This window comes from Leptolyngbya boryana PCC 6306 (genome assembly GCF_000353285.1).
GTDB classification, from domain to species: Bacteria; Cyanobacteriota; Cyanobacteriia; order Leptolyngbyales; family Leptolyngbyaceae; genus Leptolyngbya; species Leptolyngbya boryana.
Genome location: NZ_KB731324.1, coordinates 1,319,880 through 1,343,453 on the forward strand (window position 1 = coordinate 1,319,880; position 23,574 = coordinate 1,343,453).

General features: G+C 47.4%; 24 protein-coding genes. 15 read left to right on the forward strand and 9 right to left on the reverse strand.

The window, feature by feature from the left end:
- Positions 1–67: 67 nt before the first annotated feature.
- Positions 68–952 (reverse strand): CoB--CoM heterodisulfide reductase iron-sulfur subunit B family protein, encoded by an 885-nt coding sequence (locus tag LEPBO_RS0106280; RefSeq protein WP_017286691.1) that lies wholly within the window; start codon positions 950–952, stop codon positions 68–70.
- Positions 953–1,177: 225 nt separating this feature from the next.
- Here LEPBO_RS0106280 and acpP point away from each other — a divergent pair, with 225 nt between their 5' ends.
- The 5 genes from acpP to LEPBO_RS0106315 all read left to right on the forward strand — a co-directional run bounded on the left by acpP (position 1,178) and on the right by LEPBO_RS0106315 (position 6,054).
- Positions 1,178–1,429, forward strand: coding sequence for an acyl carrier protein (gene acpP, locus LEPBO_RS0106285; RefSeq protein WP_017286692.1), 252 nt, complete (start codon positions 1,178–1,180; stop codon positions 1,427–1,429).
- 80 nt (positions 1,430–1,509) lie between these two features.
- A complete protein-coding gene (gene fabF / locus LEPBO_RS0106290; RefSeq protein WP_017286693.1) occupies positions 1,510–2,763 on the forward strand; it encodes a beta-ketoacyl-ACP synthase II in 1,254 nt (417 codons plus the stop codon).
- Positions 2,764–2,940: 177 nt separating this feature from the next.
- Positions 2,941–4,950: a transketolase gene (gene tkt / locus LEPBO_RS0106300; protein WP_017286695.1), complete on the forward strand. Its 2,010-nt coding sequence runs from the start codon at positions 2,941–2,943 to the stop codon at positions 4,948–4,950.
- A gap of 371 nt (positions 4,951–5,321) precedes the next feature.
- The gene (locus LEPBO_RS0106310) at positions 5,322–5,537 is read left to right on the forward strand and encodes a hypothetical protein (protein ID WP_017286697.1); all 216 of its coding nucleotides are present in this window, start codon (positions 5,322–5,324) and stop codon (positions 5,535–5,537) included.
- A 115-nt stretch (positions 5,538–5,652) separates the two neighbouring features.
- Positions 5,653–6,054, forward strand: a complete 402-nt coding sequence (locus tag LEPBO_RS0106315; RefSeq protein WP_017286698.1) for a hypothetical protein — start codon at positions 5,653–5,655, stop codon at positions 6,052–6,054.
- A gap of 47 nt (positions 6,055–6,101) precedes the next feature.
- On the opposite strand, the gene LEPBO_RS0106320 is transcribed toward LEPBO_RS0106315, so the two are convergent.
- On the reverse strand, positions 6,102–7,448 hold the full coding sequence (locus LEPBO_RS0106320; RefSeq protein WP_017286699.1) for a TIGR03279 family radical SAM protein: 1,347 nt from the start codon (positions 7,446–7,448) through the stop codon (positions 6,102–6,104).
- Between the two features lie 27 nt (positions 7,449–7,475).
- A complete protein-coding gene (locus LEPBO_RS0106325; RefSeq protein WP_017286700.1) occupies positions 7,476–8,330 on the reverse strand; it encodes an undecaprenyl-diphosphate phosphatase in 855 nt (284 codons plus the stop codon).
- 243 nt (positions 8,331–8,573) lie between these two features.
- Here LEPBO_RS0106325 and LEPBO_RS0106330 point away from each other — a divergent pair, with 243 nt between their 5' ends.
- Complete coding sequence (locus tag LEPBO_RS0106330) at positions 8,574–9,311, forward strand: DUF3120 domain-containing protein (RefSeq protein WP_017286701.1); 738 nt, start codon at positions 8,574–8,576, stop codon at positions 9,309–9,311.
- Between the two features lie 168 nt (positions 9,312–9,479).
- Positions 9,480–10,469, forward strand: a complete 990-nt coding sequence (locus tag LEPBO_RS0106335) for an adenylate/guanylate cyclase domain-containing protein (RefSeq protein ID WP_017286702.1) — start codon at positions 9,480–9,482, stop codon at positions 10,467–10,469.
- 17 nt (positions 10,470–10,486) lie between these two features.
- Here the strand turns inward: LEPBO_RS0106335 and LEPBO_RS0106340 are convergent, their stop codons facing one another.
- Both LEPBO_RS0106340 and LEPBO_RS0106345 read right to left on the reverse strand, forming a co-directional pair.
- Complete coding sequence (locus tag LEPBO_RS0106340) at positions 10,487–10,900, reverse strand: DUF4079 domain-containing protein (protein ID WP_026148455.1); 414 nt, start codon at positions 10,898–10,900, stop codon at positions 10,487–10,489.
- A gap of 147 nt (positions 10,901–11,047) precedes the next feature.
- Complete coding sequence (locus LEPBO_RS0106345; RefSeq protein ID WP_017286704.1) at positions 11,048–11,368, reverse strand: DUF1830 domain-containing protein; 321 nt, start codon at positions 11,366–11,368, stop codon at positions 11,048–11,050.
- A gap of 358 nt (positions 11,369–11,726) precedes the next feature.
- On the opposite strand from LEPBO_RS0106345, the gene LEPBO_RS0106350 reads away from it, so the two are divergent.
- From LEPBO_RS0106350 to LEPBO_RS0106360, 3 genes are read left to right on the forward strand one after another with little or no spacing between them, the layout of a single operon-like run.
- Positions 11,727–13,298, forward strand: coding sequence for a photosystem II high light acclimation radical SAM protein (locus LEPBO_RS0106350; RefSeq protein WP_017286705.1), 1,572 nt, complete (start codon positions 11,727–11,729; stop codon positions 13,296–13,298).
- Between the two features lie 9 nt (positions 13,299–13,307).
- Positions 13,308–14,669 carry a DICT sensory domain-containing protein gene (locus LEPBO_RS0106355; RefSeq protein ID WP_017286706.1) on the forward strand — a complete coding sequence of 454 codons (1,362 nt, stop codon included), beginning with the start codon at positions 13,308–13,310 and terminating at the stop codon, positions 14,667–14,669.
- Positions 14,670–15,329: a pentapeptide repeat-containing protein gene (locus LEPBO_RS0106360; protein ID WP_017286707.1), complete on the forward strand. Its 660-nt coding sequence runs from the start codon at positions 14,670–14,672 to the stop codon at positions 15,327–15,329.
- An 81-nt stretch (positions 15,330–15,410) separates the two neighbouring features.
- Here the strand turns inward: LEPBO_RS0106360 and sixA are convergent, their stop codons facing one another.
- The 3 genes from sixA to LEPBO_RS0106380 form a co-directional block, all read right to left on the reverse strand.
- Positions 15,411–15,899, reverse strand: coding sequence for a phosphohistidine phosphatase SixA (gene sixA / locus LEPBO_RS0106365; protein ID WP_017286708.1), 489 nt, complete (start codon positions 15,897–15,899; stop codon positions 15,411–15,413).
- 70 nt (positions 15,900–15,969) lie between these two features.
- Complete coding sequence (locus tag LEPBO_RS0106370; protein ID WP_017286709.1) at positions 15,970–17,220, reverse strand: DHH family phosphoesterase; 1,251 nt, start codon at positions 17,218–17,220, stop codon at positions 15,970–15,972.
- Between the two features lie 221 nt (positions 17,221–17,441).
- The gene (locus tag LEPBO_RS0106380; RefSeq protein ID WP_017286710.1) at positions 17,442–17,951 is read right to left on the reverse strand and encodes an HNH endonuclease; all 510 of its coding nucleotides are present in this window, start codon (positions 17,949–17,951) and stop codon (positions 17,442–17,444) included.
- Between the two features lie 248 nt (positions 17,952–18,199).
- Here LEPBO_RS0106380 and LEPBO_RS0106385 point away from each other — a divergent pair, with 248 nt between their 5' ends.
- Complete coding sequence (locus LEPBO_RS0106385; RefSeq protein ID WP_017286711.1) at positions 18,200–19,546, forward strand: HlyD family secretion protein; 1,347 nt, start codon at positions 18,200–18,202, stop codon at positions 19,544–19,546.
- Positions 19,547–19,635: 89 nt separating this feature from the next.
- Here LEPBO_RS0106385 and LEPBO_RS0106390 read toward each other — a convergent pair whose 3' ends face one another.
- Positions 19,636–20,481 (reverse strand): universal stress protein, encoded by an 846-nt coding sequence (locus LEPBO_RS0106390; RefSeq protein WP_017286712.1) that lies wholly within the window; start codon positions 20,479–20,481, stop codon positions 19,636–19,638.
- Between the two features lie 136 nt (positions 20,482–20,617).
- On the opposite strand from LEPBO_RS0106390, the gene LEPBO_RS0106395 reads away from it, so the two are divergent.
- From LEPBO_RS0106395 to LEPBO_RS0106410, 4 genes are read left to right on the forward strand one after another with little or no spacing between them, the layout of a single operon-like run.
- Positions 20,618–21,082, forward strand: coding sequence for an acyl-CoA thioesterase (locus tag LEPBO_RS0106395; RefSeq protein ID WP_017286713.1), 465 nt, complete (start codon positions 20,618–20,620; stop codon positions 21,080–21,082).
- Positions 21,083–21,925, forward strand: coding sequence for a M28 family peptidase (locus tag LEPBO_RS0106400; RefSeq protein WP_017286714.1), 843 nt, complete (start codon positions 21,083–21,085; stop codon positions 21,923–21,925). It abuts the gene before it with no gap.
- A 45-nt stretch (positions 21,926–21,970) separates the two neighbouring features.
- The gene (locus tag LEPBO_RS0106405; RefSeq protein WP_144056152.1) at positions 21,971–23,191 is read left to right on the forward strand and encodes a caspase family protein; all 1,221 of its coding nucleotides are present in this window, start codon (positions 21,971–21,973) and stop codon (positions 23,189–23,191) included.
- On the forward strand, positions 23,188–23,520 hold the full coding sequence (locus tag LEPBO_RS0106410) for a cupin domain-containing protein (protein ID WP_017286716.1): 333 nt from the start codon (positions 23,188–23,190) through the stop codon (positions 23,518–23,520). Before LEPBO_RS0106405 ends, LEPBO_RS0106410 begins: the two co-directional genes overlap by 4 nt.
- Positions 23,521–23,574: the final 54 nt, after the last annotated feature.

Consider the following 23,574-nt stretch of genomic DNA (forward strand, 5'->3'; position numbering starts at 1 on the left):
AATTCGGTGCGTTTACCTACTAAAGTAACCTAGTGTGTCAAGCCTGGCACTATTTCTTAGTATTTTTCTATTTTCCTAATTTTGCAAGCACTGATTTTGTGGCAACGATGTGGCGATCGAGTCCCAACTCCGAAGGCGAAATCCCGATCGCCAATCCTACCAACTGTGGCAAATGCAAAATTGGTAAGCCTAATTTCTCTCCAATGACTTGTTCAACTTCTGGCTGTCGCGAGTCTAAATTCAAATGGCACAGCGGACATGGCGTGACCATACAATCGGCTCCAGCTTGAATCGCCGCTTTGATATGCTTCCCTGCCATCTGAAACGACTGCTCAGTTGCATAACTCGAGAGCGGCCATCCACAACATTGAGTCCGACCGCGATACTGAATCGGTGTTGCGCCCACTGCCTCAAATAAGTTCTCCATTGACGTGGGATTGAATGGATCATCTAAAGGACGATCCTGCCCGCGCAAGAGATAACAGCCATAAAATGCTGCACATTTAAGACCTGAGAGCTTGCGAGTGACTTTTGCCGCGATCGCATCGAGTCCATAATCACTCACCAAAGCCCAGAGTAAATGTTTGACCTCAGTGCTTCCCTGATAAGGCGAACATCCTTCCCGGTTCAAAAACCCATTCACTTGATTCAAATACTCTGAATCTGCTGATTTCAACCGTTCATCCACATGCCCGATTACGCCCTGACAGGTGCTGCAATGCGTCAAGAGCGGCAAGTTTAATTCTTCAGCTAAAGCAATATTTCTAGCATTGACCGTATCTTCGAGCAGTTGAGAATCTTCTTTAAACGTTCCCGAACCGCAACAAGCAGCTTTTTTCAATTCGATCAATTCGATTCCGAGCGATCGCGACACAGCTTTGGTCGATTGATCCAACTCCCGACACGCTCCTTGCGCGACACAACCAGGGAAATAAGCGTATTTCAGAACCATAGAATTTGCCCGACTCATCCGACTTTGATAGTAGCGCCCACCGCCTCGAAAACACCGATCTTAAGAAAAACTGAGGAATTTGGTCAGCGATCGTGGCAAAATGTTCACCGCACCCGAATCTGATATGAGATGACTTCATTCAGATAAGATGAAGAGATGCTCAAAATGAATGAGCATTTCTGTGTTTAGTGTGATTCGTTGCGGCTGCAACTCAAGAGGAATTTTATGAGCGAGACCGAAATTTTTGATAAAGTCCAGAAGATCGTGGCAGAACAGTTAGGTGTCGATGCCGCTAAAGTTGTTCCTGCTGCTAGTTTTGCAAACGACTTAGGTGCAGATTCACTCGACACCGTTGAATTGGTGATGGCACTCGAAGAAGAATTCGACATCGAAATCCCCGATGAAGCGGCAGAAGAAATTGCAACGGTTCAATCTGCAGTTGATTACATCAGTGGCAAAGTTGCAGCCTCGGCTTAGTCAAATCTCCGAAGAATGGGGGATAAGACTGTGACTTGTCCCTCATCCTTTATCCCCACATCCTTTTTTCATTGGACATCATGACAAATACGGTAAATAAGCGCGTTGTTGTCACAGGGCTTGGTGCAATTACGCCGATCGGCAATACGCTTTCTGAGTATTGGGACGGGCTAATGGCGGGACGTAATGGCATTGCCCCCATTACTTTATTCGATGCGTCTCGGCATGATTGTCGTTTTGCCGCTGAGGTAAAAGGCTTTGATCCGATTCAATATATGGATCGCAAAGAAGCAAAACGGATGGATCGCTTTTGTCAATTTGCGGTTGCAGCCAGTAAACAAGCTTTGGCAGATGCAAATTTCGAGATCAATGATCTGAATGCAGAACAAGTCGGAGTTTTGATCGGAACGGGCATTGGCGGCTTGAAAGTTCTCGAAGATCAGCAAGAAATTAACCTGACCAAAGGACCCGATCGCTGTAGTCCGTTCATGATTCCCATGATGATTGCGAATATGGCGGCAGGTCTTACGGCGATTCACATTGGTGCAAAAGGTCCAAACTCTTGTTCAGTGACCGCTTGCGCGGCTGGCTCGAATGCGATCGGCGATGCGTTTCAATGGGTGCGACGCGGCTATGCTCAAGCCATGATTTGCGGTGGTACTGAAGCGGCAGTCACTTCGCTTGCAGTAGCAGGATTTGCAGCGTGTAAAGCCCTCTCATTAAGAAATGATGACCCTACTCACGCGAGCCGCCCGTTTGATAAAGATCGCGACGGTTTCGTCTTAGGTGAAGGATCTGGAATTCTTCTGCTCGAAGAAATGGAACACGCGCTGGCTCGTGGCGCAAAGATTTACGCTGAAATCGTCGGCTATGGCGTAACTTGCGATGCTTATCACATCACAGGACAAACTCCAGGCGGAAAAGATGCCGCAAGAGCGATTCAGTTCTGTCTAAAAGATGGCGGACTCACTCCGGATCAGGTGGATTACGTCAATGCTCACGGAACCAGTACGCCCGTCAATGATCCAAATGAGACGATGGCGATTAAAACTGCTCTGGGCGATCGCGCAAAACAAATTCTCGTCAGCTCCACGAAATCGATGACGGGTCACTTGCTCGGCGGTTCTGGCGGAATTGAAGCCGTTGCAACCGTGATGGCAATCCACAACGATCGCGTTCCTCCAACGATTAATTTGGTCGAACCCGATCCAGCTTGTGATCTCGATTACGTTGCCAATGAAAGCCGCGAACATGTCGTGAACGTTGCGCTGTCCAACTCTTTTGGGTTTGGCGGACACAATGTGACGATCGCATTTAAAAAGTTTGAGCCATAAACTTGAACTGGCTACCGTTATCTAGGATTATTAGGAGGCTGTTATCAATTGACAGCCTTTGATAGCTTTTTCTGATTAGGTATTTGTGCCTACTTTTCTTCATAATGGAATCAAGTATTCGGATTTGATCGAATTCTTCCGTTATTGCCCACTCGTCGTTCATTCTTAACAGAAATCATGGTCGTTGCAGCCCAGTCACTCGAAGAACTTTGCATTAATTCGATTCGCTTTTTAGCGATCGATGGCGTTGAGAAAGCAAAATCCGGACACCCAGGATTGCCGATGGGTGCGGCTCCGATGTCCTTCGTGCTATGGGACAAGTTCATGCGGTTTAATCCCAAAAATCCGCAGTGGTTCAACCGCGATCGCTTCGTGCTGTCCGCAGGTCACGGCTCAATGCTGCAATATGCATTGCTCTATTTAGCGGGCTATGACAGTGTGACGATCGACGATATCAAACAGTTCCGCCAACTCGGATCGCGCACGCCTGGACACCCAGAAAATTTTGAAACTGCAGGTGTTGAAGTCACAACTGGGCCTTTGGGTCAAGGGATTTGTAATGGGGTTGGTTTGGCAATCGCTGAAGCGCACCTGGCTGCAAAATTCAACAAGCCCGATGCAACGATTGTTGATCACTATACCTATGTGATCATGGGTGATGGCTGCAACATGGAAGGCGTTTCGGGTGAAGCGTGCTCACTGGCTGGACACCTGGGTTTGGGTAAACTGATTGCCCTCTATGATGACAACCATATCTCGATCGATGGAGACACTGAGGTTTCCTTTACTGAAGATGTGGGTAAACGCTACGAAGCGTATGGTTGGCAAGTTCTCACTGTGCCCGATGGCGATACCAATACTGCTGCAATCGAAGCCGCGATCGCAGAAGCGAAGAAAGAAACGACCAAGCCGACCTTGATCAAAATCCGCACAACGATCGGATTCGGTTCACCCAACAAGCAAGGAACCGCAGGCGTTCACGGTGCTGCTTTGGGTGGTGACGAAGTGGCTGCAACCCGCAAGCAGTTAGGTTGGGATTACGAACCTTTCGTGGTTCCCGAAGATGCTTTGAATCACTGGCGCAAAGCGATCGAGCGCGGTGCGAAGCTCGAATCTGATTGGAATGCAGCGTTTGCAGACTACAAAGCAAAATATCCTGAAGATGCAGCAACCTTTGAGCGCCTGCTGAGCGGCAAGCTTCCAGACGGTTGGGAAAAGTGCCTGCCGGTCTACACGCCTGAAGATAAAGGCTTAGCGACTCGTCAAACGTCTGAGAAGACTTTGAATGCGATCGCGCCTGTTGTTCCCGAACTGATCGGTGGTTCGGCTGACTTGACTCACTCGAACTTGACCTTGCTGAAAGGGTTCGGTGACTTCCAGAAAGGCTCTTACCAAAACCGCAACCTCCGCTTTGGAGTCCGCGAACATGCAATGGGCGCAATCTGTAATGGAATTGCATTGCACAATTCGGGCTTGATTCCTTACTGTGCAACCTTCTTGGTGTTTGTAGACTACATGCGGGCAGCGATTCGCCTTTCTGCACTGTCTGAAGCAGGCGTGATTTATGTCATGACTCATGACTCAGTTGCATTGGGTGAAGATGGCCCTACTCACCAACCGATTGAGACGCTTGCATCGCTGCGTGCGATTCCGAACCTGTTGGTCTTCCGTCCTGCGGATGGAAATGAAACCTCTGGTGCATACAAAATTGCAATGGAGCGTCGTAAGCAGCCTTCGCTGTTGGCAATGACTCGTCAAGCATTGCCGAACTTGGATGGTAGCTCGATCGATGCAGTCGCTCGTGGTGCATACATTCTTTCCGGTAGCGACGACCTTCCCGATATCATCTTGGTGGGAACGGGAAGTGAAGTGAGCCTTTGTGTAACTGCTGCCGAAAAACTTCGTGCAGAAGGTCACAAAGTCCGCGTGGTATCGATGCCTTGTTGGGAATTGTTCGAGGAGCAAGATGAAGCGTACAAGAACACCATCTTCCCGAAAGCAGATCAAAAACGCCTCGTGGTTGAAGCTGCTTCTAGCTTCGGTTGGCAGAAGTACATGGGAAGCGAAGGCGACATAATCAGCATTGAGCGCTTTGGTATCTCGGCTCCAGGTAACGTTGCTATGGAGAAATTCGGCTACACCGTCGATAACGTTGTGGCTCGTGCGAAAGCAGTGATCGGCAAATAAGCACAAAAGTTGCTTTGAGTGATAGATTGCAAGCCCCCAGAATTTCTGGGGGCTTTTTTGTTGAAATCGGCATCGCTAACTCAATTGCTTTCATCTACTCGGAACCTGGTGAAAGCAATTCCTCATGGGTTGCTACAAGAATTACGAAGGTTGATCTAATCGTTCGATCGATCAGCGCTGCTATTAGATATGCGTGGGCAGTTCTAGATGCGATCGCAGCTTCAAGCAACCCATCTCAGTATTTTCTCTGAGTGATAAGATTCACTGATTCTTTACTTTAGCTGTACGGAAACCATCGCCTCGCCGACGAAAGTATAAACAAGAACACAAGCTGCAATGCTTACTGAACATCTACTCTAGCGAGGTCTGCGATGCTTTACACTCAAACCAATTCCACCTGCTCTGATGGTGCTGTTAGCTCGGTGCTTGACCGAATTCTCGCCACAGGTCAAATTGCTCAAAGTGATGCTCATCGAGTCCTGCAAGCTGCAATGACGTTAGACAGTCCGCTCAGTGCTGAAGAACAAACAAAAATTAGAGTCATTGCTCATCGTTTAGGACTAGGCATGTTGAAGGTTGTCTACTAGGAAATGGCTTGCGTTTGATTGCTACAATCTTGCGGCAAAAACTTATCCAACCGTAAAACCCTGAATTAAAGCAGAATTTGATGAACAATAGAGGAGGCGAGTTATTCAAAACAGAATGGGACAGTACGATCGCTTAATTCTCATGGCAGAAGATGAACTGACACAGTACAGTACCGATGCCCGTAAAATTGAAAAGCTCCGACAGAAAATTGGTTTATCGGTTTCTGCCAATGAGCAAAAGCAAGTCAAAGAGCAACTTTTAGCAGAAATGCCAACTGATCCAATTCGCAAAATCATTGAAGATCAGCGTCAAACGGTTGCACTACCATTTTGGGGAATTGCTGGATTGGGTTTATTGTTTGGCATTTCCATGTCGCAACCGTTAGATTTTGTTGCCACCATCGCTGGAGGCGCGATCGCCTTCCAAATTCAAAAACTCGGCTGGCGACTCCAAGCAAAACGACTAGTACTCAAAACCTTGGAAGATATCGAAGAACGAGTTCGCAAGCCTGATTAACAATATTTGCATAGTTGCGAGTGGGCAGAGCTATCTAGCAACTGCAATTAAACCGCAATAGCCTGCATCGATTGGCAAGCCTCAATCAGACCTTCAACTCCTTGAACGATCGTAATTTTCGTTGCCAATCGATGCTCCAAATCTGCCACAGTCATGTCATCTAAAAATACGGCTGCATCTTGTTTCAGCATCAAAGACGGCAAAAGAATTCCGTCTCCGAGCGCTCTCCCTTGCAGTGCTGCCAAAATGTCTTGCCCAGTCAGTAGCCCTGTGACAGTCATGCTCTGACCCCAGTACTGGCTATTCAGAGCAACCATTTTGACCGTCAAACCTTGAACTTGGTTTAAGCGATCGAGAATCGGCAAAAATGCTCTCTCAACTGCATTTCCCACGACCCAAGTATACTCACGCGCAGGAGCAATCTTCTGCGGAAGTCGTTGTGCTGCTGTTTCAAACTCTTTTAGGAACAATCGAATCGAACCTACACCATTACCAATTTGTGGATAGTCTTCATAGTGCGATTCTGGGGGTAAATCGGCTCCAGCGATTAAGAACCACTCATCTGCTAACCAAACAATCGTACTGCCCTGCTCTTTTCGGAATTTAGCTTGCAGTGCTTGTACTTGGGCAATTACTTCTCTCGCTTTCTCAGGTGAAACGGGAATCAATTCATCTTCATCGGGTCGAAATCGGGTCAGTCCAACGGGAACCACCGCGATCGACGCAACTGCTGGAATCTCTCCTGTGTGAAACTGCGCTAGATCCTCGATCGTCCGAGTTAAGTGCTCACCATCATTGATACCAGGACAGAGAACCACTTGAGCATGGATCTGTAGCTGTCGTTCTTGGAACCATCGCATCTGGTCGAGAATTTGACCTGCTCTTGAATTTTTCAGCAACCGAGTTCTGACATCTGCTTCAGTTGCATGAACTGAAACATAAAGTGGGGAAAGCCTCATCTGTTCAATCCGGTTCCACTCGCGCTGAGTCAAATTCGTCAGCGTCAAATAGCTCCCATAAAGAAAACTCAGCCGATAGTCATCATCTTTGAGGTAAAGACTATCTCGCTTGCCCGGAGGCTGTTGATCAATAAAGCAAAATGGACAGCGATTCGTACATTGGATCAACCCATCAAACAGAGCCGTTTCAAACTCCAAACCCAGATCCTCATCATAATCTTTCTCAATTTCGATCTGATGGGTTTTTCCTTTGCGATCGATCACGTCGAGTTCTAAAAATTCGTCCGCACACAAAAACTGATAGTCGATCAGATCGCGAGGCTTTTCGCCGTTGATCGATACAATGCGATCGCCCACCTCAAATCCAATCTCTTGCGCGATTGAACCCGACAACACCCCAGTAATTAACGCCGGACGAATAGAAATCTCGCTCATGACTCGAACTTTGACAGCTTCTCTAGTTTAAGCCTTTAGAACTTGTGTGGCGATTGCGGCTAATAATGTGATGCCTAACGCCAAGCGATACCAGACAAAGACCCAAGTACTCTGACGCTGCAAAAACTTCAGCAGCCAAGCGATCGATAAATACGAAAACACAAACGCTGAAATGATGCCAAACAGCAAAGGCATTCCCATTGAACCATCTTGTAACACGTCTTTCGTTTGCACTAAGGTGGCAATCGCCAAAGTCGGCAGACCGAGCAGAAAGGAAAATCGAGCCGCTGTTTCTCTGCGTAATCCTAAAAACAAGCCAGTCGTCAAAGTCGAACCTGAGCGCGAGGCTCCAGGCAGCAACGCAATCATTTGCCCAAGTCCAACCAAAATCCCATCTTTCACCTCAAGCTCATCAAACCCCCGTTTCCGAGAACCGACTTTCTCGGCAAGTGCCAACAAAAGCGACATCACGATCGACATCACAGCAATTAGTGTCGCACTCTCTAACTTTACGCCCAACTCTTTGAGCATCAAGCCACCCGCTAAGGCTGGAACTGTTCCGAAGACAATGCCGATAAAGATCTTCCAGTCTTCGCGATACCACTCCTTGCGCACAAATGCCCCCAAAGCTCCTGAGAGAATATTCCGAATATCCTTCCAAAAGTACATCAGCACCGCGATGACACTGCCGAACTGAATCGCATCGATCGCTTCTTTTTTCCATTGGTTCTGCCAGCCAAACACATCTGTAAAAATAATCAAATGCGCCGTACTGCTGATCGGCAGAAACTCTGTAATTCCTTGCACTAAACCCAAGACAACACCTTGGAAAAGAGCAAACAGACTATTGCTCTCACTAGCAACGACTAAAAGTGGGGTCATGCGCTTCTCAACCTTCAAAAACTAGGAGCAGAACTCTCGCTGTGCAGTGTACTGCCATTTCAGCGATTTCTGAATTCGTTCTCCTAAATTTATTCGCAATTTCAAGATAGTTCCGCTATTCTGAAATATGCCTAGGGGGGGCATTCTCCTTAAGAATGATTTACAAATTGAGGCTCCCGTCCCTAGAAAATCCTATGGTAATGTTAAGTTAAGTAAATAAAATGAACAGGATTAAATTTTCCTTTGATTTCCTATTCGCCCACCCCCACCCCATCCCAAGAGGCTGAAGTGATCGCGGTTTCTAAATCTTCTCTCACTGAATCTTCTCTGATAGAGCGGCAACTCCCGTCGCGCAATCGTCTCATTTTCGGTGCATCGGTCTTTTTGGTGTCGGTTCCTGTGTTCTTTGAAGCGCCCTTAGTCCGATCGATTCCGCTGCTCTGCCTTTTACTCACTTCAGTATGGGTTTGGGTCTCGATCGCGCTTTCTGCGAAATCAAAAACACAACACTGGGGTGAGTTAATCACAGGATTCACTTGGACATGGCTTGCTGGCTCGCTTTACTGGGGGTGGATGCGTTGGGAACCCACGTTACATTTACCGATCGAAGCGATTGGGCTGCCGATCGCGATCTGGGGATTGCGGCAGAATTGGTGCAAACTTGGAAACTTTTTCTACTTAGGCTCCCTCTTTGGAACTGCAATCACTGATTTATATTTCTACGTGAGTGACTTGATTCCGTATTGGCGGCGATTAATGCAGGTAGAACCAGATGCAGTGCAGCCGATCTTTCAAGAAGCTCTTATGCAAATGTACACACCTCATGGCATTTTCTGGGTGATTTCACTAGCTACGCTACTCCTTGTAATCGGTGTTCTCTCGCTGCGGGTGAAAACGCCGCATTGGGTAGCATTTGGTGGTGCTGTTCTCAGTACCATTCTAGTTGACAGTCTTTTCTGGATTGCAGCAACCCTGGCATAAACTCGTAGATAGCGCGATTGCACGCAATTTCTCTCAGTTGAATACTGCGGAAAATACAGTAAAAAATAATTCACTTCACCTTTATATTACAAGCGCTACTACTGACACATTTCCATCGCAAGCGTTGCATCATAAGGAAAGAATGACCTTATTTTCCTTGTTGAGCCTGTGGTAACTCTCCAACCTATTCCTCATCTCATCCTACATAGCGATCTCAATCGTCAGCGCTTGCCTTTAGTGGGTAATAGCTGCTGGACAATTGGACGGAGCGAGGATAACACATTTGTGATTGGCGATCGCTGGATTTCACGTAACCATGCCATGCTGCAATGGATGGAAACGGGAGAATATTATTTGATCGATCTCGGCAGTCGCAACGGCACTTTTGTGAATGGGCGGCGGGTGAGCATTCCGGTGACATTGCAGAATGGCGATCGTCTCACGTTTGGACAGACTGAACTAGATTTCTTCTGCCCTATGAATCGTCCTGCTCCGTCGAGCGATCTCGACTCTAAAGATTTCACGGCAACCGCAGCGCTCTCAGTGCGCTGTTTAATCTCGGTTTTGGTTGTTGATATTCGCGATTTTACGATTCTGACGCGTCAGCTAGACGAAAGCATTCTTTCTGAGATGATCGGGACTTGGTTTCGCCAAGCAGGTGAGATTATTCGAGAGTATGGCAGTTGGGTCGATAAATATATTGGCGATGCGGTGATGGCGGTCTGGACGCATGGAGCGCATGGAGTCGAGCGGGATGAGTCACTACGAATCTGTCAGGCGATTAATGCGCTTCATAAGATGACGAGTGATTTGTATCGAGACTATCCCTTGCCATTTCCGATTCGGATCGGGGCAGGTGTGAATACGGGATTTGCGATGGTCGGTAACACAGGTAGCGGCGATCGACCCGATTACACAGCATTGGGTGATACCGTGAATGCGGCATTTCGATTAGAAACAGCAACGAAACAAATCGGACTCGATATTGCGATGGGTGAAACGACGTATCGGCATCTGGCAAGTCATGTAGGTGAGTTGGCGTTCTTTGAGCGATATAACGTTGATCTCAAAGGTTACGATACGCCAACTCCGACTCATGCTTGCTCGTTTGCGGATCTCGATCGCTTTTTGAAGAGTAATTTCGATACCTTTTACTAAAGATCCAAGAAAGAGAGTCAAGAAAGATATTTTTGAACCACTTCCCACCCGGTGATCGAGACCCAAATTAGCCCTAAGCATAAGAGAAAATTCACGCCAATGTGAACAGAACGTGCCCAAGGCTGAGTGGGAATCTGTACAGCACTCCAGGCAGAAAGAAATACCAATTCAACGACAGCCAGCCCCGACCATAAATGATTGGAATGACCTAAACTGCCGTAATGCCCTAGGGTTCCGACAATGCCAATTCCCAGTAAGACCAAGACTAAAATCGCGATCGCAATTCCTACGCCAATATGCAGCGATCTCACCCATTTGATGCCAAATAATAATCCTGATCCCGTTGCTGCTTGAAGCAAATACGCCACGATCGTCAAACCCATTGCCCAAGCAGCAATTCGCCATAACCAAAGAAAGGACGGTAAATCCAAAACGTTCTACCTAACTCGCCTTCTCATTGTGCAAAAAACAACCGCGATCAAAATGCGATCGCGGTTGTTTCTTAACGAATCCCCACACCTTTTACTAAGCAAATCGATAGACGAAGCGGTTTTTCTTATAAAAATTGCAGAAAAAATTTAGGATTCCGCTGGAGTTGCCAGAATTGACCTCAGCTCTTGGCGAAAGGAGGCATCCTCGTCTCCCTCCGTCACAATCAGAGTTGAACAAGGAATTGTATCTGACAAAATCGCACTTGCCATCATGCCAGTATGAATTTCCAAATGAGCTGTCACGATTGCTTCAAAGATCAATCGCTGACCTGGAAAAACGACTCGTTCAAAGTACCAATTTGGCACATCTGTAATCCGAGCAATTTGAATTTGACTTGTAGCATTTACATAACAACAAAGGACGGGATCAGATCCATTAGAAGGAACGGGATCAAGAATTTGAGGCATGGCGATTGAAACCCCTTAGATAAGTAGCGAAGTACCTTGACACTAACATTGCCGGATTTCTAACAACTGTAAAGGTGATTACCAACGGTTTCTTTTCAAGACGATTTATGCTTTGAGATTGAGAACTTGTAAGTCTTCAACGCAAAAAATTAAATTTAGTTCATACCTGAATACTTTGTGCAGTAAAAATACAGAGTTCTCAAAAAAGATTAAGGCTGTTTTGCGATCGCGTGGATGCTTCTTGAGGACAATCCATGCAGAGAACGAGAGTCAGTGATATCGTAAAGTTATGTGAAAATTACTCAGGATCCATTGATCCGATGAATCAACGCTGATGGATTCCTCACCCATGAAGGCTATGGAAACTCGCATTCTCTACGTCCGGTTGCCTTGTAATCCGATTTTTCCGATTGGAGCCGTGTATCTTGCCGATCACGTTCACAAGCAGTTTCCTGACATCATCCAAAAAATCTTAGATTTGGGCACAGTCCCGCCTTTGGATTACGCCTCAGCGCTGGATGATTGCATTGATCAGTTCAAGCCAACGCTGTTGGTCTATTCTTGGCGCGACATTCAGATTTACGCACCTGTGGGGGGCCGCGGGGGAAATCCACTGCAATACACCTTTGAGTACTACTACGCTTTAAATCCGTTCTTGAAGGCGAGAGGCGCGCTTGGCTTACTGCGAATCGCTTCAGGCTATTACGGCGAATTGTGGCGCAATGCCAATCTGATCAAACGGGGCTTCAAACGCGCTCGCAAATATCATCCAGATGCCAAATTGGTTGTGGGTGGGGGCGCAGTGAGCGTGTTTTATGAGCAAGTTGCGAGAAGTTTGCCGAAAGGCACGATCGTATCGGTGGGCGAAGGGGAAACGCTGCTCGAAAAACTGCTGCGGGGTGAAGATTTCTTAGATGAGCGGTGTTATATCGTCGGCGAGACGAAACCGCGCGATCGCATGATTCACGAATTTCCCAACCCGATCGAGAAAGCTGCTTGCGATTACGATTACATTGCGTCGATCTGGGACGAATTTGAATACTATTTTCAATCTCAAGACTTTTATATTGGAGTCCAGACCAAGCGCGGCTGTCCCCACAACTGCTGCTACTGCGTCTATACAGTGATTGAAGGTAAACAGGTTCGGATCAATCCAGCTGATGAAGTCGTCAAAGAAATGCAGCAGCTTTACAAAAAAGGCGTTCGCAACTTCTGGTTCACAGATGCTCAATTTATTCCAGCCAGGAAGTATATTGATGATGCGATCGAGCTTCTGCAAAAGATCGTGGATGCGGGCATGACCGATATTCACTGGGCAGCTTACATTCGTGCGGATAATCTCACGCCGAAGCTTGCCGAATTGATGGTGAAGACTGGCATGAATTACTTTGAGATTGGCATTACCAGCGGCTCTCAGGAACTCGTGCGCAAAATGAGAATGGGGTACAATCTCCGAACCGTCTTAGAAAACTGCCGAGATTTGAAAGCGGCAGGATTCAACGATCTTGTTTCGGTGAATTATTCATTTAACGTGATTGATGAGCGACCGGAAACGATTCGACAAACGATCGCGTATCATCGCGAATTAGAAAAAATCTTCGGAGCCGACAAAGTTGAGCCTGCGATTTTCTTTATCGGGCTGCAACCTCATACGCATCTAGAAGAATATGCGCTCAAGAATGACATTCTGAAGCCGGGATACGATCCGATGAATGTGAAACCTTGGACAGTTCGCAAACTGTTATGGAATCCAGAACCTTTGGGATCATTCTTTGGTGAAGTTTGTCTGCAAGCTTGGCAGCGCAATCCCAATGATTTCGGACGGGAAGTCATGGATATTTTAGAAGAACGTCTCGGACGTGCTGATCTAGAAGAAGCCTTAACTGCTCCGATCGAGAAATCCAATCCTCAACTTGTTACTGCTCCCTAATTTCCGCTCATGTTAGAAGGCTCAATTCTCAAAGATTTAAAAGTAGCGCACCAGTCCGGCGAGGTCGGTAAACGCCCGCTCAATTTCGGTGTGTATTACAAAAATACGCTGGTTTCACTCTGTCATGCTCTGGAAGACTGCATTCTCACCTGTCAGAGTGCACCTCTCGTGATTACTGCTTTCCAGCGGGGAAAATGGTATCTCGTTGAAGCCGATCGCTATGGCGATATCGCGAATCGAGCCGACCAAATTGTGATCATGGCGACGGCAGATGCCGGATTTGCAGAACATCCCACCAGTCAGCGATCGAATGTCACTTTAGTCGATTTAGATCCCACTGATCCGGTTGCTCAAGAATGGCACTTGATGATTTTGGCTCCGTCTTATACCGCCATGGTGCTCTGTCAGGAACTCTCGCCTGAAGACTATGGGACTCAAGGTGTGCCAGAAGAAGACTTAGAGCGGAAGTTTTACGGCTTTTGGACATTTGAGCAGGGCTTAGTCGAAGAGACGGTGAATATTGCGATCGCTCATATCGATCGCTACAACCCGGATTTAGCCAATCAACTTCGGGCAAAAGTCGCAGAAATTTCTGCTCAGAGTAGCGACCAAGACGAAATCTATCAAGCGGTTTCGATGGTCGTGAACTATTTACAAGACGGTCACTCGAAACACAAGCACGAAGCGTTAGATAACAATCTCGTTTCCAATGAGCTACAAGCCTTTCTCCGTCTGGCTCAATTGATTGATCAAACCGATGTGAGCAATCCAAATGCTGCGGCTGAAGTGGCTTCACTATCGGTCGCGATGGCACAGTTGCTTGATCTTCCGGCTTGGCAGGTGAATCGGTTACGGCTCTCTGCCTTGCTGCATCGACTCGCATTCTTACAGCGAGCAGATAGTGTACTCAGTCCAGGAAGCTTTGGACGGGTGACTGAGCCTGATCCCGATGCCGCGCCGAGTTGTCCGATCGTTCCAGGCGCTCAGCTTTTAAGAAATATGGGCAGATTGAATGCGATCGCAACGATCATTACGCATGAATCTGAACACTGGAATGGAAAAGGACAACCTGCTGGACTCGCAGGCGACGAAATTCCTTTAGAATCAAGAATCCTTGGCTTACTCTCTGAGTTTCAACAGCGCGTGACTCAAAGCAATTTAACCGATGCGCTCGCTCAGTGCCAAGCGGAAGCGGGAGAGCGGTGGGATACAAAGCTCGTCGAAGCTTTAACGCTTCTTGTCAGCGCGATTCAGCAAGGGTTAAGCCTACCGATTCAAATGCCGAAAATCGCGGCTGGAATGTGGTTGTTAGATTCTCATTCTGACGAAGAATTGCTGAATCTATCTGAGAAAGTGACGGAGCGAGGGTAAATGGATATTCAGGCGATTCGATCGGGAAAAGTAGCGCAACTCGCGGGCGTAGATTTGCAGGATGAAGATCTGTCTAAAGCAGATTTGGGCGGCGTGATTTTGGCGGGAGCAAAACTGGCGGGGGCAGATTTCACAGGCGCAAAGCTGGCGGGAGCCATTTTAGACGGTGCGAATTTAGTCGGATGCCAGCTGATTGGGGCGGATTTGCGCGCGTCGATGACGGGTGCAAATTTGATGCAGGCAGATTTGACTGAGGCAGATTTGCGCGGCAGTAATTTGCGCGGGGCAAATCTCATGCGATCGCGCCTAACTCGTGCGGCTTTATCCGGTGCATTTCTCAGCGGCACAAACTTGATGGGCGTGAATTTGCAAGGCGTTGATTTACGAGGTGCAGATTTACGAGGTGCAAATTTAAGTGGAGTCAATCTGCTGGGTGCAAACTTGACTCAAGCAGATTTGCAGGGCGCACAGCTCAGCGAAGCGAATCTTGAAGAAGCAGATTTGCAAGGTGCGAATTTAGCAGGCGCGAACCTCTCAGGTGCGAATCTGCTTTGTGCAGAACTCCAGGATGCAAACCTAACAGGCGCAAATCTGATCGGAGCTTGTGTGATTGGAACTCTCTTAGCGGAAGCATCGAAAGGCGAACTTGAGAGCAAATGAATTGGTAAGAGACACGATCGCAGTTAGCCAAGCCAACAAAGGCAAACTCTCAATGCTGAACGATGCGATCGCATTTTTTGTTTACAGAAACAACCGAGGCGGAGTTAGCCAGAATAGTTGGCTATTGGAGAGCGCACTTCCGCTCTCGGGAAGCTCTAAGCCGATCACACCCGCTTTTTTTAGAATGAAGCGATCGCGCACTTCTCCCCAAATCAGTAACTCTGCCCAACTGCTGAGATCCGGCTCGTGTCCAACCAGCGCTAATGCTTTGTCGGGCGATCGCCAACTCTCAACCCAAGCGTGCCAATTCTGAATATCGCCTCCTGGGGCAAGGTAGCCAGCAGTTTCTAATGCATCGCTCAACCCTGCTTTTTGCAAAATTTTAGCCGTTTGCTTGGCACGAGTCAGAGGACTGGTCAGAATCAGATCAAATTTTAAATCGAGCGATCGCATTCGCTTTGCAACCTGTTCTGTTTTACGCTCCCCTTCTGGAGTCAGAGGACGCTGATCATCATCAGGATAGTCGCCATGTTGTCCGGCTAAGCCATGTCGGATCAGATAAAGTTCCATATCTACAGAAGATTGAAGGACTACACGGATCATTACAGCACCCTTTGCCCCTCAATCCTCTACCTTGGGATTAATTCACGCCTTTTGGATAATTTTGATCCGGGTTGACTAGGCGCAATAGCTTTTGTTTGACCTGAGCATCAAAGACTGACCATTTTGTTTTGGCATAGTCGCTATTCTCTGTAAATCCAGATAAAAATCCCATGGGAATTTCAAATCCCCCCGCTTGCGATCGTCCTCCGCCAAAGAATCTGCCGTGAGCATCTTGTCCAAACGCTTCTTTAATAAATTCATCGGGATCAAGCGTAATTTTATTCGTTCGCAGCGATCCCACGACGAATTCGAGTTCTTCATCTTCGTCGTGAACAATCCCGTAAACGACCGCAGTATGGACATTCTCCTCAGTAACCAAGAAGTCCGCAGCTTGCGGAATCGCATCACGATCGTCGTATCGCAAATAACCCACTCCCGCGATCGAGAAATTATTCTGTACCATGCGATTTTTCAGCGATCGCTCAATCACTTCCATGACTTGCTTCGATCGCGAAGATTGCATCACTGCATTCAGCAGTTGCGCATCGTAAAATCGACTCAAATAAGCCGCAGCCAGAAAATCTTCTTCCTGCGCCTGCATCAGGCGATTCGTATCTGAGCGCAATCCGTGCATGAGCGCCGTTGCACACTTCACATGCTCAGGCGTACTCGTATCCAGCTTCAACATTCCCGATTGAATGTACTGGGTCAGAATCGTGGCAGTGGCACGGGTGTAGGTGCGGATATCGATAAATTCAGCTTTGAGGTCATCTTGCATACTGTGATGATCAATAATCACGGTAATTGGAATATTCGCCTGCTGAACGGACGTGAGAAGTTGGCTCGTCGTTCCCTGATTGTCGATCAGGACACATCCTTTATAAATTGAAAAATCTTTCGTTTTCGCAGTTTGAATCGGTAGACGTTGGAGCGGTAAATTTGTGAGCTTAACAAGGGCGATATTTTCCTGGTGCGAAAGCATTCCGGCATAGACAATCTCGCACTGAATTTCAAACTTTTGAGCGATTAATTTGTATGCCCAAGCTGAAGAGAGTGCGTCTGGGTCAGGGAAATCTTGAAGCAGAATAATTTGACGTTCGCCTCGATGTCGTTCGAGAACTTGGCGAAAAGCTTCAATTTTTTGTTCTTGCTCAGACGATCGAACCACTTCGTAAGGAAATCTTCCGCGCGATTCGGTCGTATAATTCGATCCGTTAGAAGTTTGAGGGGATGAAATAATTTGAACCTCAGTCGGATTCAGCCCAGAAATACCGGAGTCTGGTTCCATTGTTACAAATGAAGAGAGGGGCACAGTTGAATCAGATTGCATACGTTAAAGTTGTGCGAAAAATAGAACCAGCCTCAGTCGATCCCATCCTGTTTAGACATGATCGATCGTAGGCACTTCTTGATCTTCGCAAAAAACTTCAAAAAACGGCAGATCGGTTTGTTCGATTTCTCTCATAAGAGAGAGAATGCGATCGTAAACTACATCACTTCTGGCTGGAACTAATCTTCTCGCACTCCACCAATGACGTACTTCTGCCATTCCTGGTTCACGCCATTTTTGACATGCTTCGTCACCTCAAAATAAAGCCCACTGTGCGGTCGGTGTGGATTCGTGAATAAAGGCATCGATGCTTCCTTCGGCGTGCGATTGCCCTTCTTCACATTGCAGCGCACACAGGCAGTCACAATATTTTCCCAAGTATCTGCTCCGCCTCGAGATCGCGGGATCACATGATCCAGGGTCAAGTCATCGCCTGTATAGCCACAATACTGACAGGAGTGTGAATCTCGGTGCAAGAGATTCTTGCGGGTGAGGGGAATCTCTTTGTAAGGCACACGCACATAATGGCGCAGCCGAATCACCGTGGGGAGTGGGAACCCCGAATAAACGAACTTTCCGTTATGCTCGACTTGCTCAGCTTTGCCTTTGATTAGCAGGACAACTGCTCGCCGCCAACTGGTGATATTGAGCGGTTCATAGGAGGCATTGAGCACCAGAACCTTTCCCATTCGGATTTCTAAGACGTGCTTATTTGCACTGATGCTAACATATTCAATCCTGAGACGGCTGTGAAGCCTGGATTTAAGTTAAGAAATCTCTCTAGAAGCAGGTTTTGAATTTTGCGGAAATCCGACCATAGTTATAGTACAAACAGTTAGTGCTCGAATTAAATTGTGGTATTATGAATTTATGCAAATCCTTAGGGTTCTAAGGAAATAGATTTCTGCTTTACTGCTCCTCACATTTTGAGTGAATTATGAGTTCTGCATCTTTTGATGATCATGCTCCAGTTCAGGAAAACAAGTTAGTTAAACCTGCGCCGCAGCTCGATCAAGTGACTCCTAAAGTTGTTGCTCCTCCAGAGCAGCCTGTGGCGACTCGCCGCAAGAAGCCAATGAAGCTAATTTTGGCAGGCTTGGGTGTTGGTGCGATCGCAGCAAGTGGCTTTGGGTACAACTGGTGGCAATACGCTTCAACGCACCAGAGTACAGATAATGCAACGGTTACGGGTAATATTCACTCGATCGGTTCTCGCGTCTCAGGAACGGTCGATCAGGTGTTAGTTGATGATAACCAAGACGTGAAAGCGGGTCAGCCGTTGATTCGGCTAGACGATCGAGATTTTCAAATTAAATTACAACAGGCGCAAGCGGATTTAGCGGCGGCGCAACAGAAGGCGAATACTGCACAGGTGAATGTTGCGCTCTCCGGTCAAAATGCAACTGCATCGAATACAAAAGCTCAGGGTGGAATTGGTACGGCTCAAGCCGCGATCGCACAAGCTCAGGCACAAGTTGCTGAAGCCCAAGCTGGAGTGCCGAGAGCGCAAGCCGACTTAGCGCAAACGAATGCGAATTTAGCCAAGGCTCAAGCGGACTACAATCGGTTTAATCAGTTGTTCAGTTCGGGTGCAGTATCACGGCGGGAGCTGGATACGGCGCGGCAAGCGTATGAAGTGGCGCGCGCTCAGCGCGATTCTGCGAGTGAAGGCGTTAGACAAGCCCAGGCGAAGGTCGCACAAGCTGAACAAGGCGTTGCGACGGCACAAGCTGGCTTGGAATCTTCACAAGGGGAATTGCAGCAGGCACAGGCACAAAATGTTCAGACCCAGGTAAGTCAGAGTGATTATCAGACAGCGCAAGCTGCGATTAATCAGTCTCAAGTCGCGTTGAAGAATGCGAAGCAGCAGTTGGCATATGTGACGATTACGGCTCCGGTCAGTGGACGAGTGGGACGGAAGAATGTGCAGACTGGGCAACAGGTTCAGGCGGGCACTCCGCTTTTAGCGATCGTGGATGATCAATACTGGGTGACTGCGAATTTCAAGGAAACCCAACTTGAGAAGATGCATCCCGGACAAAAAGTTGAGATTAAATTAGATTCGTTCCCGCATCATGAGTTTACAGGACGGATTGAGAGTGTCTCTCCTGCTTCTGGGGCACAGTTTGCGCTCTTGCCGCCTGATAATGCGACTGGGAACTTTACCAAAGTCGTGCAGCGCATTCCGGTGAAAGTTGTGTTCGATCGAGAGTCGATTCGAGGATTTGAATCGGCAGTGACACCTGGAATGTCGGCTGAGGTGACAGTCGATTTGAACTCTTAGATTGTATGCAGATCAAATTGGAAGCGTAAAACGGGTAGAGACGGAATCATCCATACTCTACCCATTGTTTATTGGAACCGAAATTGAAATTACCCGAGCGTTCGGGTCAATAACACGGGGCAATTTGCATAGACTCGCACATAGTCAGACAACGATGTTCCTAATAAGCGATCGAGATCGGGCAATCCTTTCGCGATCGAAGGACGGCGATCGGGCGATCCCAAGATCAGCAGATCTGCCTTCGTCTCATCTGCAACCCGGCAGATTGCTTCACCTGCTTTTCCAGCGGTAACCACTGCTTTGTAGGCGACTCCCGCTTGTTTCGCTTGCGCGATCGCATCTGCGAACGCAGGATCTCTTTCTGCTTCTGCTCCCACTTTCTCAGCCCCTTTGGGATTAGAATCGATGTGAATCAGCGTTACTTGTCCGCCTTTAATATCGCGTGCCAAAAACAGCGCCATCTTCAAAGCTTGCTTCGACGACTCAGACTTATCAACGGCAACAGCAATGCGATTAATCGATCGCACAAAAATGTCATCTTTCACCAGCAGCATCGGGCGCGAGGAAAGCTGAAACACATACTGACTGACGGAATTCTCCAAAATTGAGACTAATCGCTTCAATCCGCGCGATCCCATAATAATCAGATCAGCGTTTACCTCATCCGCCGCTTTCAGGACTTGATCTTTCGGGTCACCTTCTCTTAGCATCGCCGAAACGTGGCTCTGATCAATCTTCAGCGATTGGACTGCAGTTGCTAAGGTTTTTCCACCTTCTTCCCATTTCTCCGTCATCGAATCTGAACTGGTTTGGGGTGGAACCACATGCAGCACCGTCACCATCGCGCGTTGAATGGAGGGAATCGCCAGCAGTGCATTCAGCATATCTTCAGAACGCCCAGTGCCAGAATCGGCTAATAAGATTTTTTCTATCATCGCTTCTGTCTCGTTTCTCAGTAGACTTTGAAAAGGGTGAGGCAATTGGGAAAGAAAATCCCACGTTGCGCCTGTTTCAAGTCTAGGGGCTGCTGTCCCCTGATAGTTCGTTTGTTATCGTTTGTGAAGTACGATCGTGTCAGAGTCTCCTCAACTTCCCACATCTAATCTTGTGCCATCCGTGATTCCGCCGGAATGGTTTATTTATCCGATTACTGTCTATTCGCACCATACGGATTACGCAGGTGTCGTATGGCATGGACGCTATATCCAATGGCTAGAAGAAGCCCGAATTGAGTTCTTGCAGGCACGGGGTATCGATTTCTCGAAGTTGGTCGCGATGGGGTGTAATCTTCCGGTGATCGATTTGGCAATTCGCTATCATCAACCGTTGCGAATGGGCATGAAAGCGATCGTCAAAACTCGCTTGACTGCACTCGAAGGGGTGCGGCTTCCGATCGAGTATGAGATTCGATCCACGGATGACACGGTTCTGTTTGTCAGCGGTCGAGTGATTTTAGTTGCTGTGGATATGGAGAAAGGCAAAATTTTAAGACGGTTGCCTTCCGATGTTCACAGTGCTTTAACGATCGTCAATTAGATGCAAGAGTTAACTGCACGATTACGATCGCATGTTGAAGTGATTGCCCGCGATCGCGATCCATATTTCGCGACGCAGGGTCATTTCTATGTTCAACACTATATTCGCGAACAGTTCTCACGCTGGGGAACGGTTGAATCTCATGCGTTTCAAGTCGGGCAAAAGACTCACTACAACTGGATTCTGAGCTTACCAGGGCAGAAGAACAAACCCCCGATTCTGATTGGCGCACATTATGATGCGGTTCCCAATTCACCGGGGGCTGACGACAATGCAACAGGAGTCGCGGTGTTGTTGGAAATGGCAAAAGCGTTTTCTGAAAAACCCGCTCGCTGCCCGATTCGGTTAGTTGCTTTTGATTTAGAAGAAATTTTTACACAATCGGATACATTTGGTAACACTGAATATGCAAAGTCGTTGAATGGCGAACCGTTAAGATTAATGATTGCTTTAGAGATGCTTGGGTATTGTAATCACGAACGCAATTCACAACGCTATCCAGCAGGTTTAGAGAGATTCTATCCGGATCAAGGAAATTTCATCGCGTTAATTGGCAATATTCCGACAATTCCAGATTTGATTCGATTGAGTCGATCGATTCGGCGTGTTCAAGTCGGCTGTGAATGGCTGCCTGCGGGAATGCGCGGTAAGATTCTGCCTGATACTCGGAGAAGCGATCATGCGGCATTTTGGGATCGGGGATATCGAGCCTTAATGGTGACGGATACAGCGAATCTGAGAAATCCTCACTATCATCGAGCGAGCGATCGCATTGAAACGCTCGATTTTGACTTTCTCACACGGGTGTGTCAGGGGCTGATTTACGCCATTCAATCTTTATAGGTTTGGGTATCATTTCTCTAATTACATCTCAATCTCTGCTCAATTATGATGCGACGCTTTATCCCGGTTTTGCTTGCAAGCGTTACTCTGACCAATTCCCAAGCACTTAGTCAGCCTTCTTTATCCCAGGCTTCAACCTGTCAGCGCTCGAATGCTCAAAATTTCTTGGTCTTTGGCGGTGGTGGTGGACCTTCTTATAACGAAATTGCGCTAGAGAAGAACATGCTGTACTTTCAGCGATCGCTCAAAGAGCTAGGATACAATCCGAGCGTTGCGCCGATTTACTTCGCAAATGGCAACACAGGTGAGAAAACCGTGCGATATCTCGATGAGCGAGGTCGGGAACAGTACAAAACTCATACAATTCCAAATGTACAAGGTGCTTCTAGCATTGCGAATCTGAGAACTTGGCTGACAGAAGCAGCAAAAGAGAAATCTTCAACTCCCTTATTTTTCTACTTTTCCGGACATGGCGGACATAATCGAGTGAACGAAGACAATTCGACGTTACTCATGTGGCGCGATCGCCAATTGAATGTGCAAAATTTTACGCAAATGCTCGATCGTCTGCCACAGAATAAGCCTTTCGTCACCATGATGTCTCAGTGCTATTCTGGCTCATTTGCGAATTTGATTTACCGAGGTGGTGATCCGAATAAAGGCGTTGCTTTGCAAACTCGCTGCGGGTTCTTTGCAACGATTAAATCCCGTCCTTCAGTCGGTTGCACTCCAGAAGTAAACGAAGCAGATTATCGGGACTATAGTTCGAGCTTTTTTGCAGGCTTGACAGGACGCGATCGGGTTGGACGAAAGGTTGCTTCTGCTGACTACAACAAAGACGGGCGCATTGCATACTCTGAAGCTCATGCTTATGCAAAAGTCGATAAGTTCACGACTGATTTGCCAATTTCTACTTCTGAAGCTTGGCTACAACGGCAAGTAAGCAACCCAACAATGCAAGAGCAGATTTTAGGACAACCGATCGCACCACTTGCTAAGATTGCGCGTCCTGAACAACGCTTTGTTATTGAGTCTTTGAGCAAACAATTCAAGTTCGATCCGGCTCGATCGTTTCGGGGTAATCTGCAAGCAATGAAACCCGACCTAGTGAAGACAGCCGAAGATGAAGCGTACTTAGTTCGTCTCTCGATGGAACTGACGAATGTTGCTATGGAGCGACGAGTGAAAACCTCGAAAGATGCGAAAGCGATCTCAACCTTAAATCGTCTACTACGTTGTGAAGCTGGCTCCTGGGGGAAACCTTGACGGATAATATCTTTGATTTAACAGGTCGAAAGCTCGATCGAGAACTATTTGAGTCGTTGTGTGAAACGGATCAAATCTCGATCGAGCGCATTATTTCAACCGGGCAAACCACCCCACCTGATCAGTGGTATGACCAATCGCGTGATGAATGGGTCATTCTGCTCCAAGGTGAAGCGCAATTGATGTTTGAGGATGAAAGTACGATCGATTTGAAAGCTGGAGATTACTTACTCATTCCAGCCCATCAAAAACATCGTGTGAGCTATACAAGCAGTGAACCTGTTTGTATTTGGTTAGCAATTCATGCAGCGTTAACTGAGAACGAGTGATGATTTCTTGCAGGGAGCATTGAGCATGACAGTACGACGAGCAGCAAATTTTTG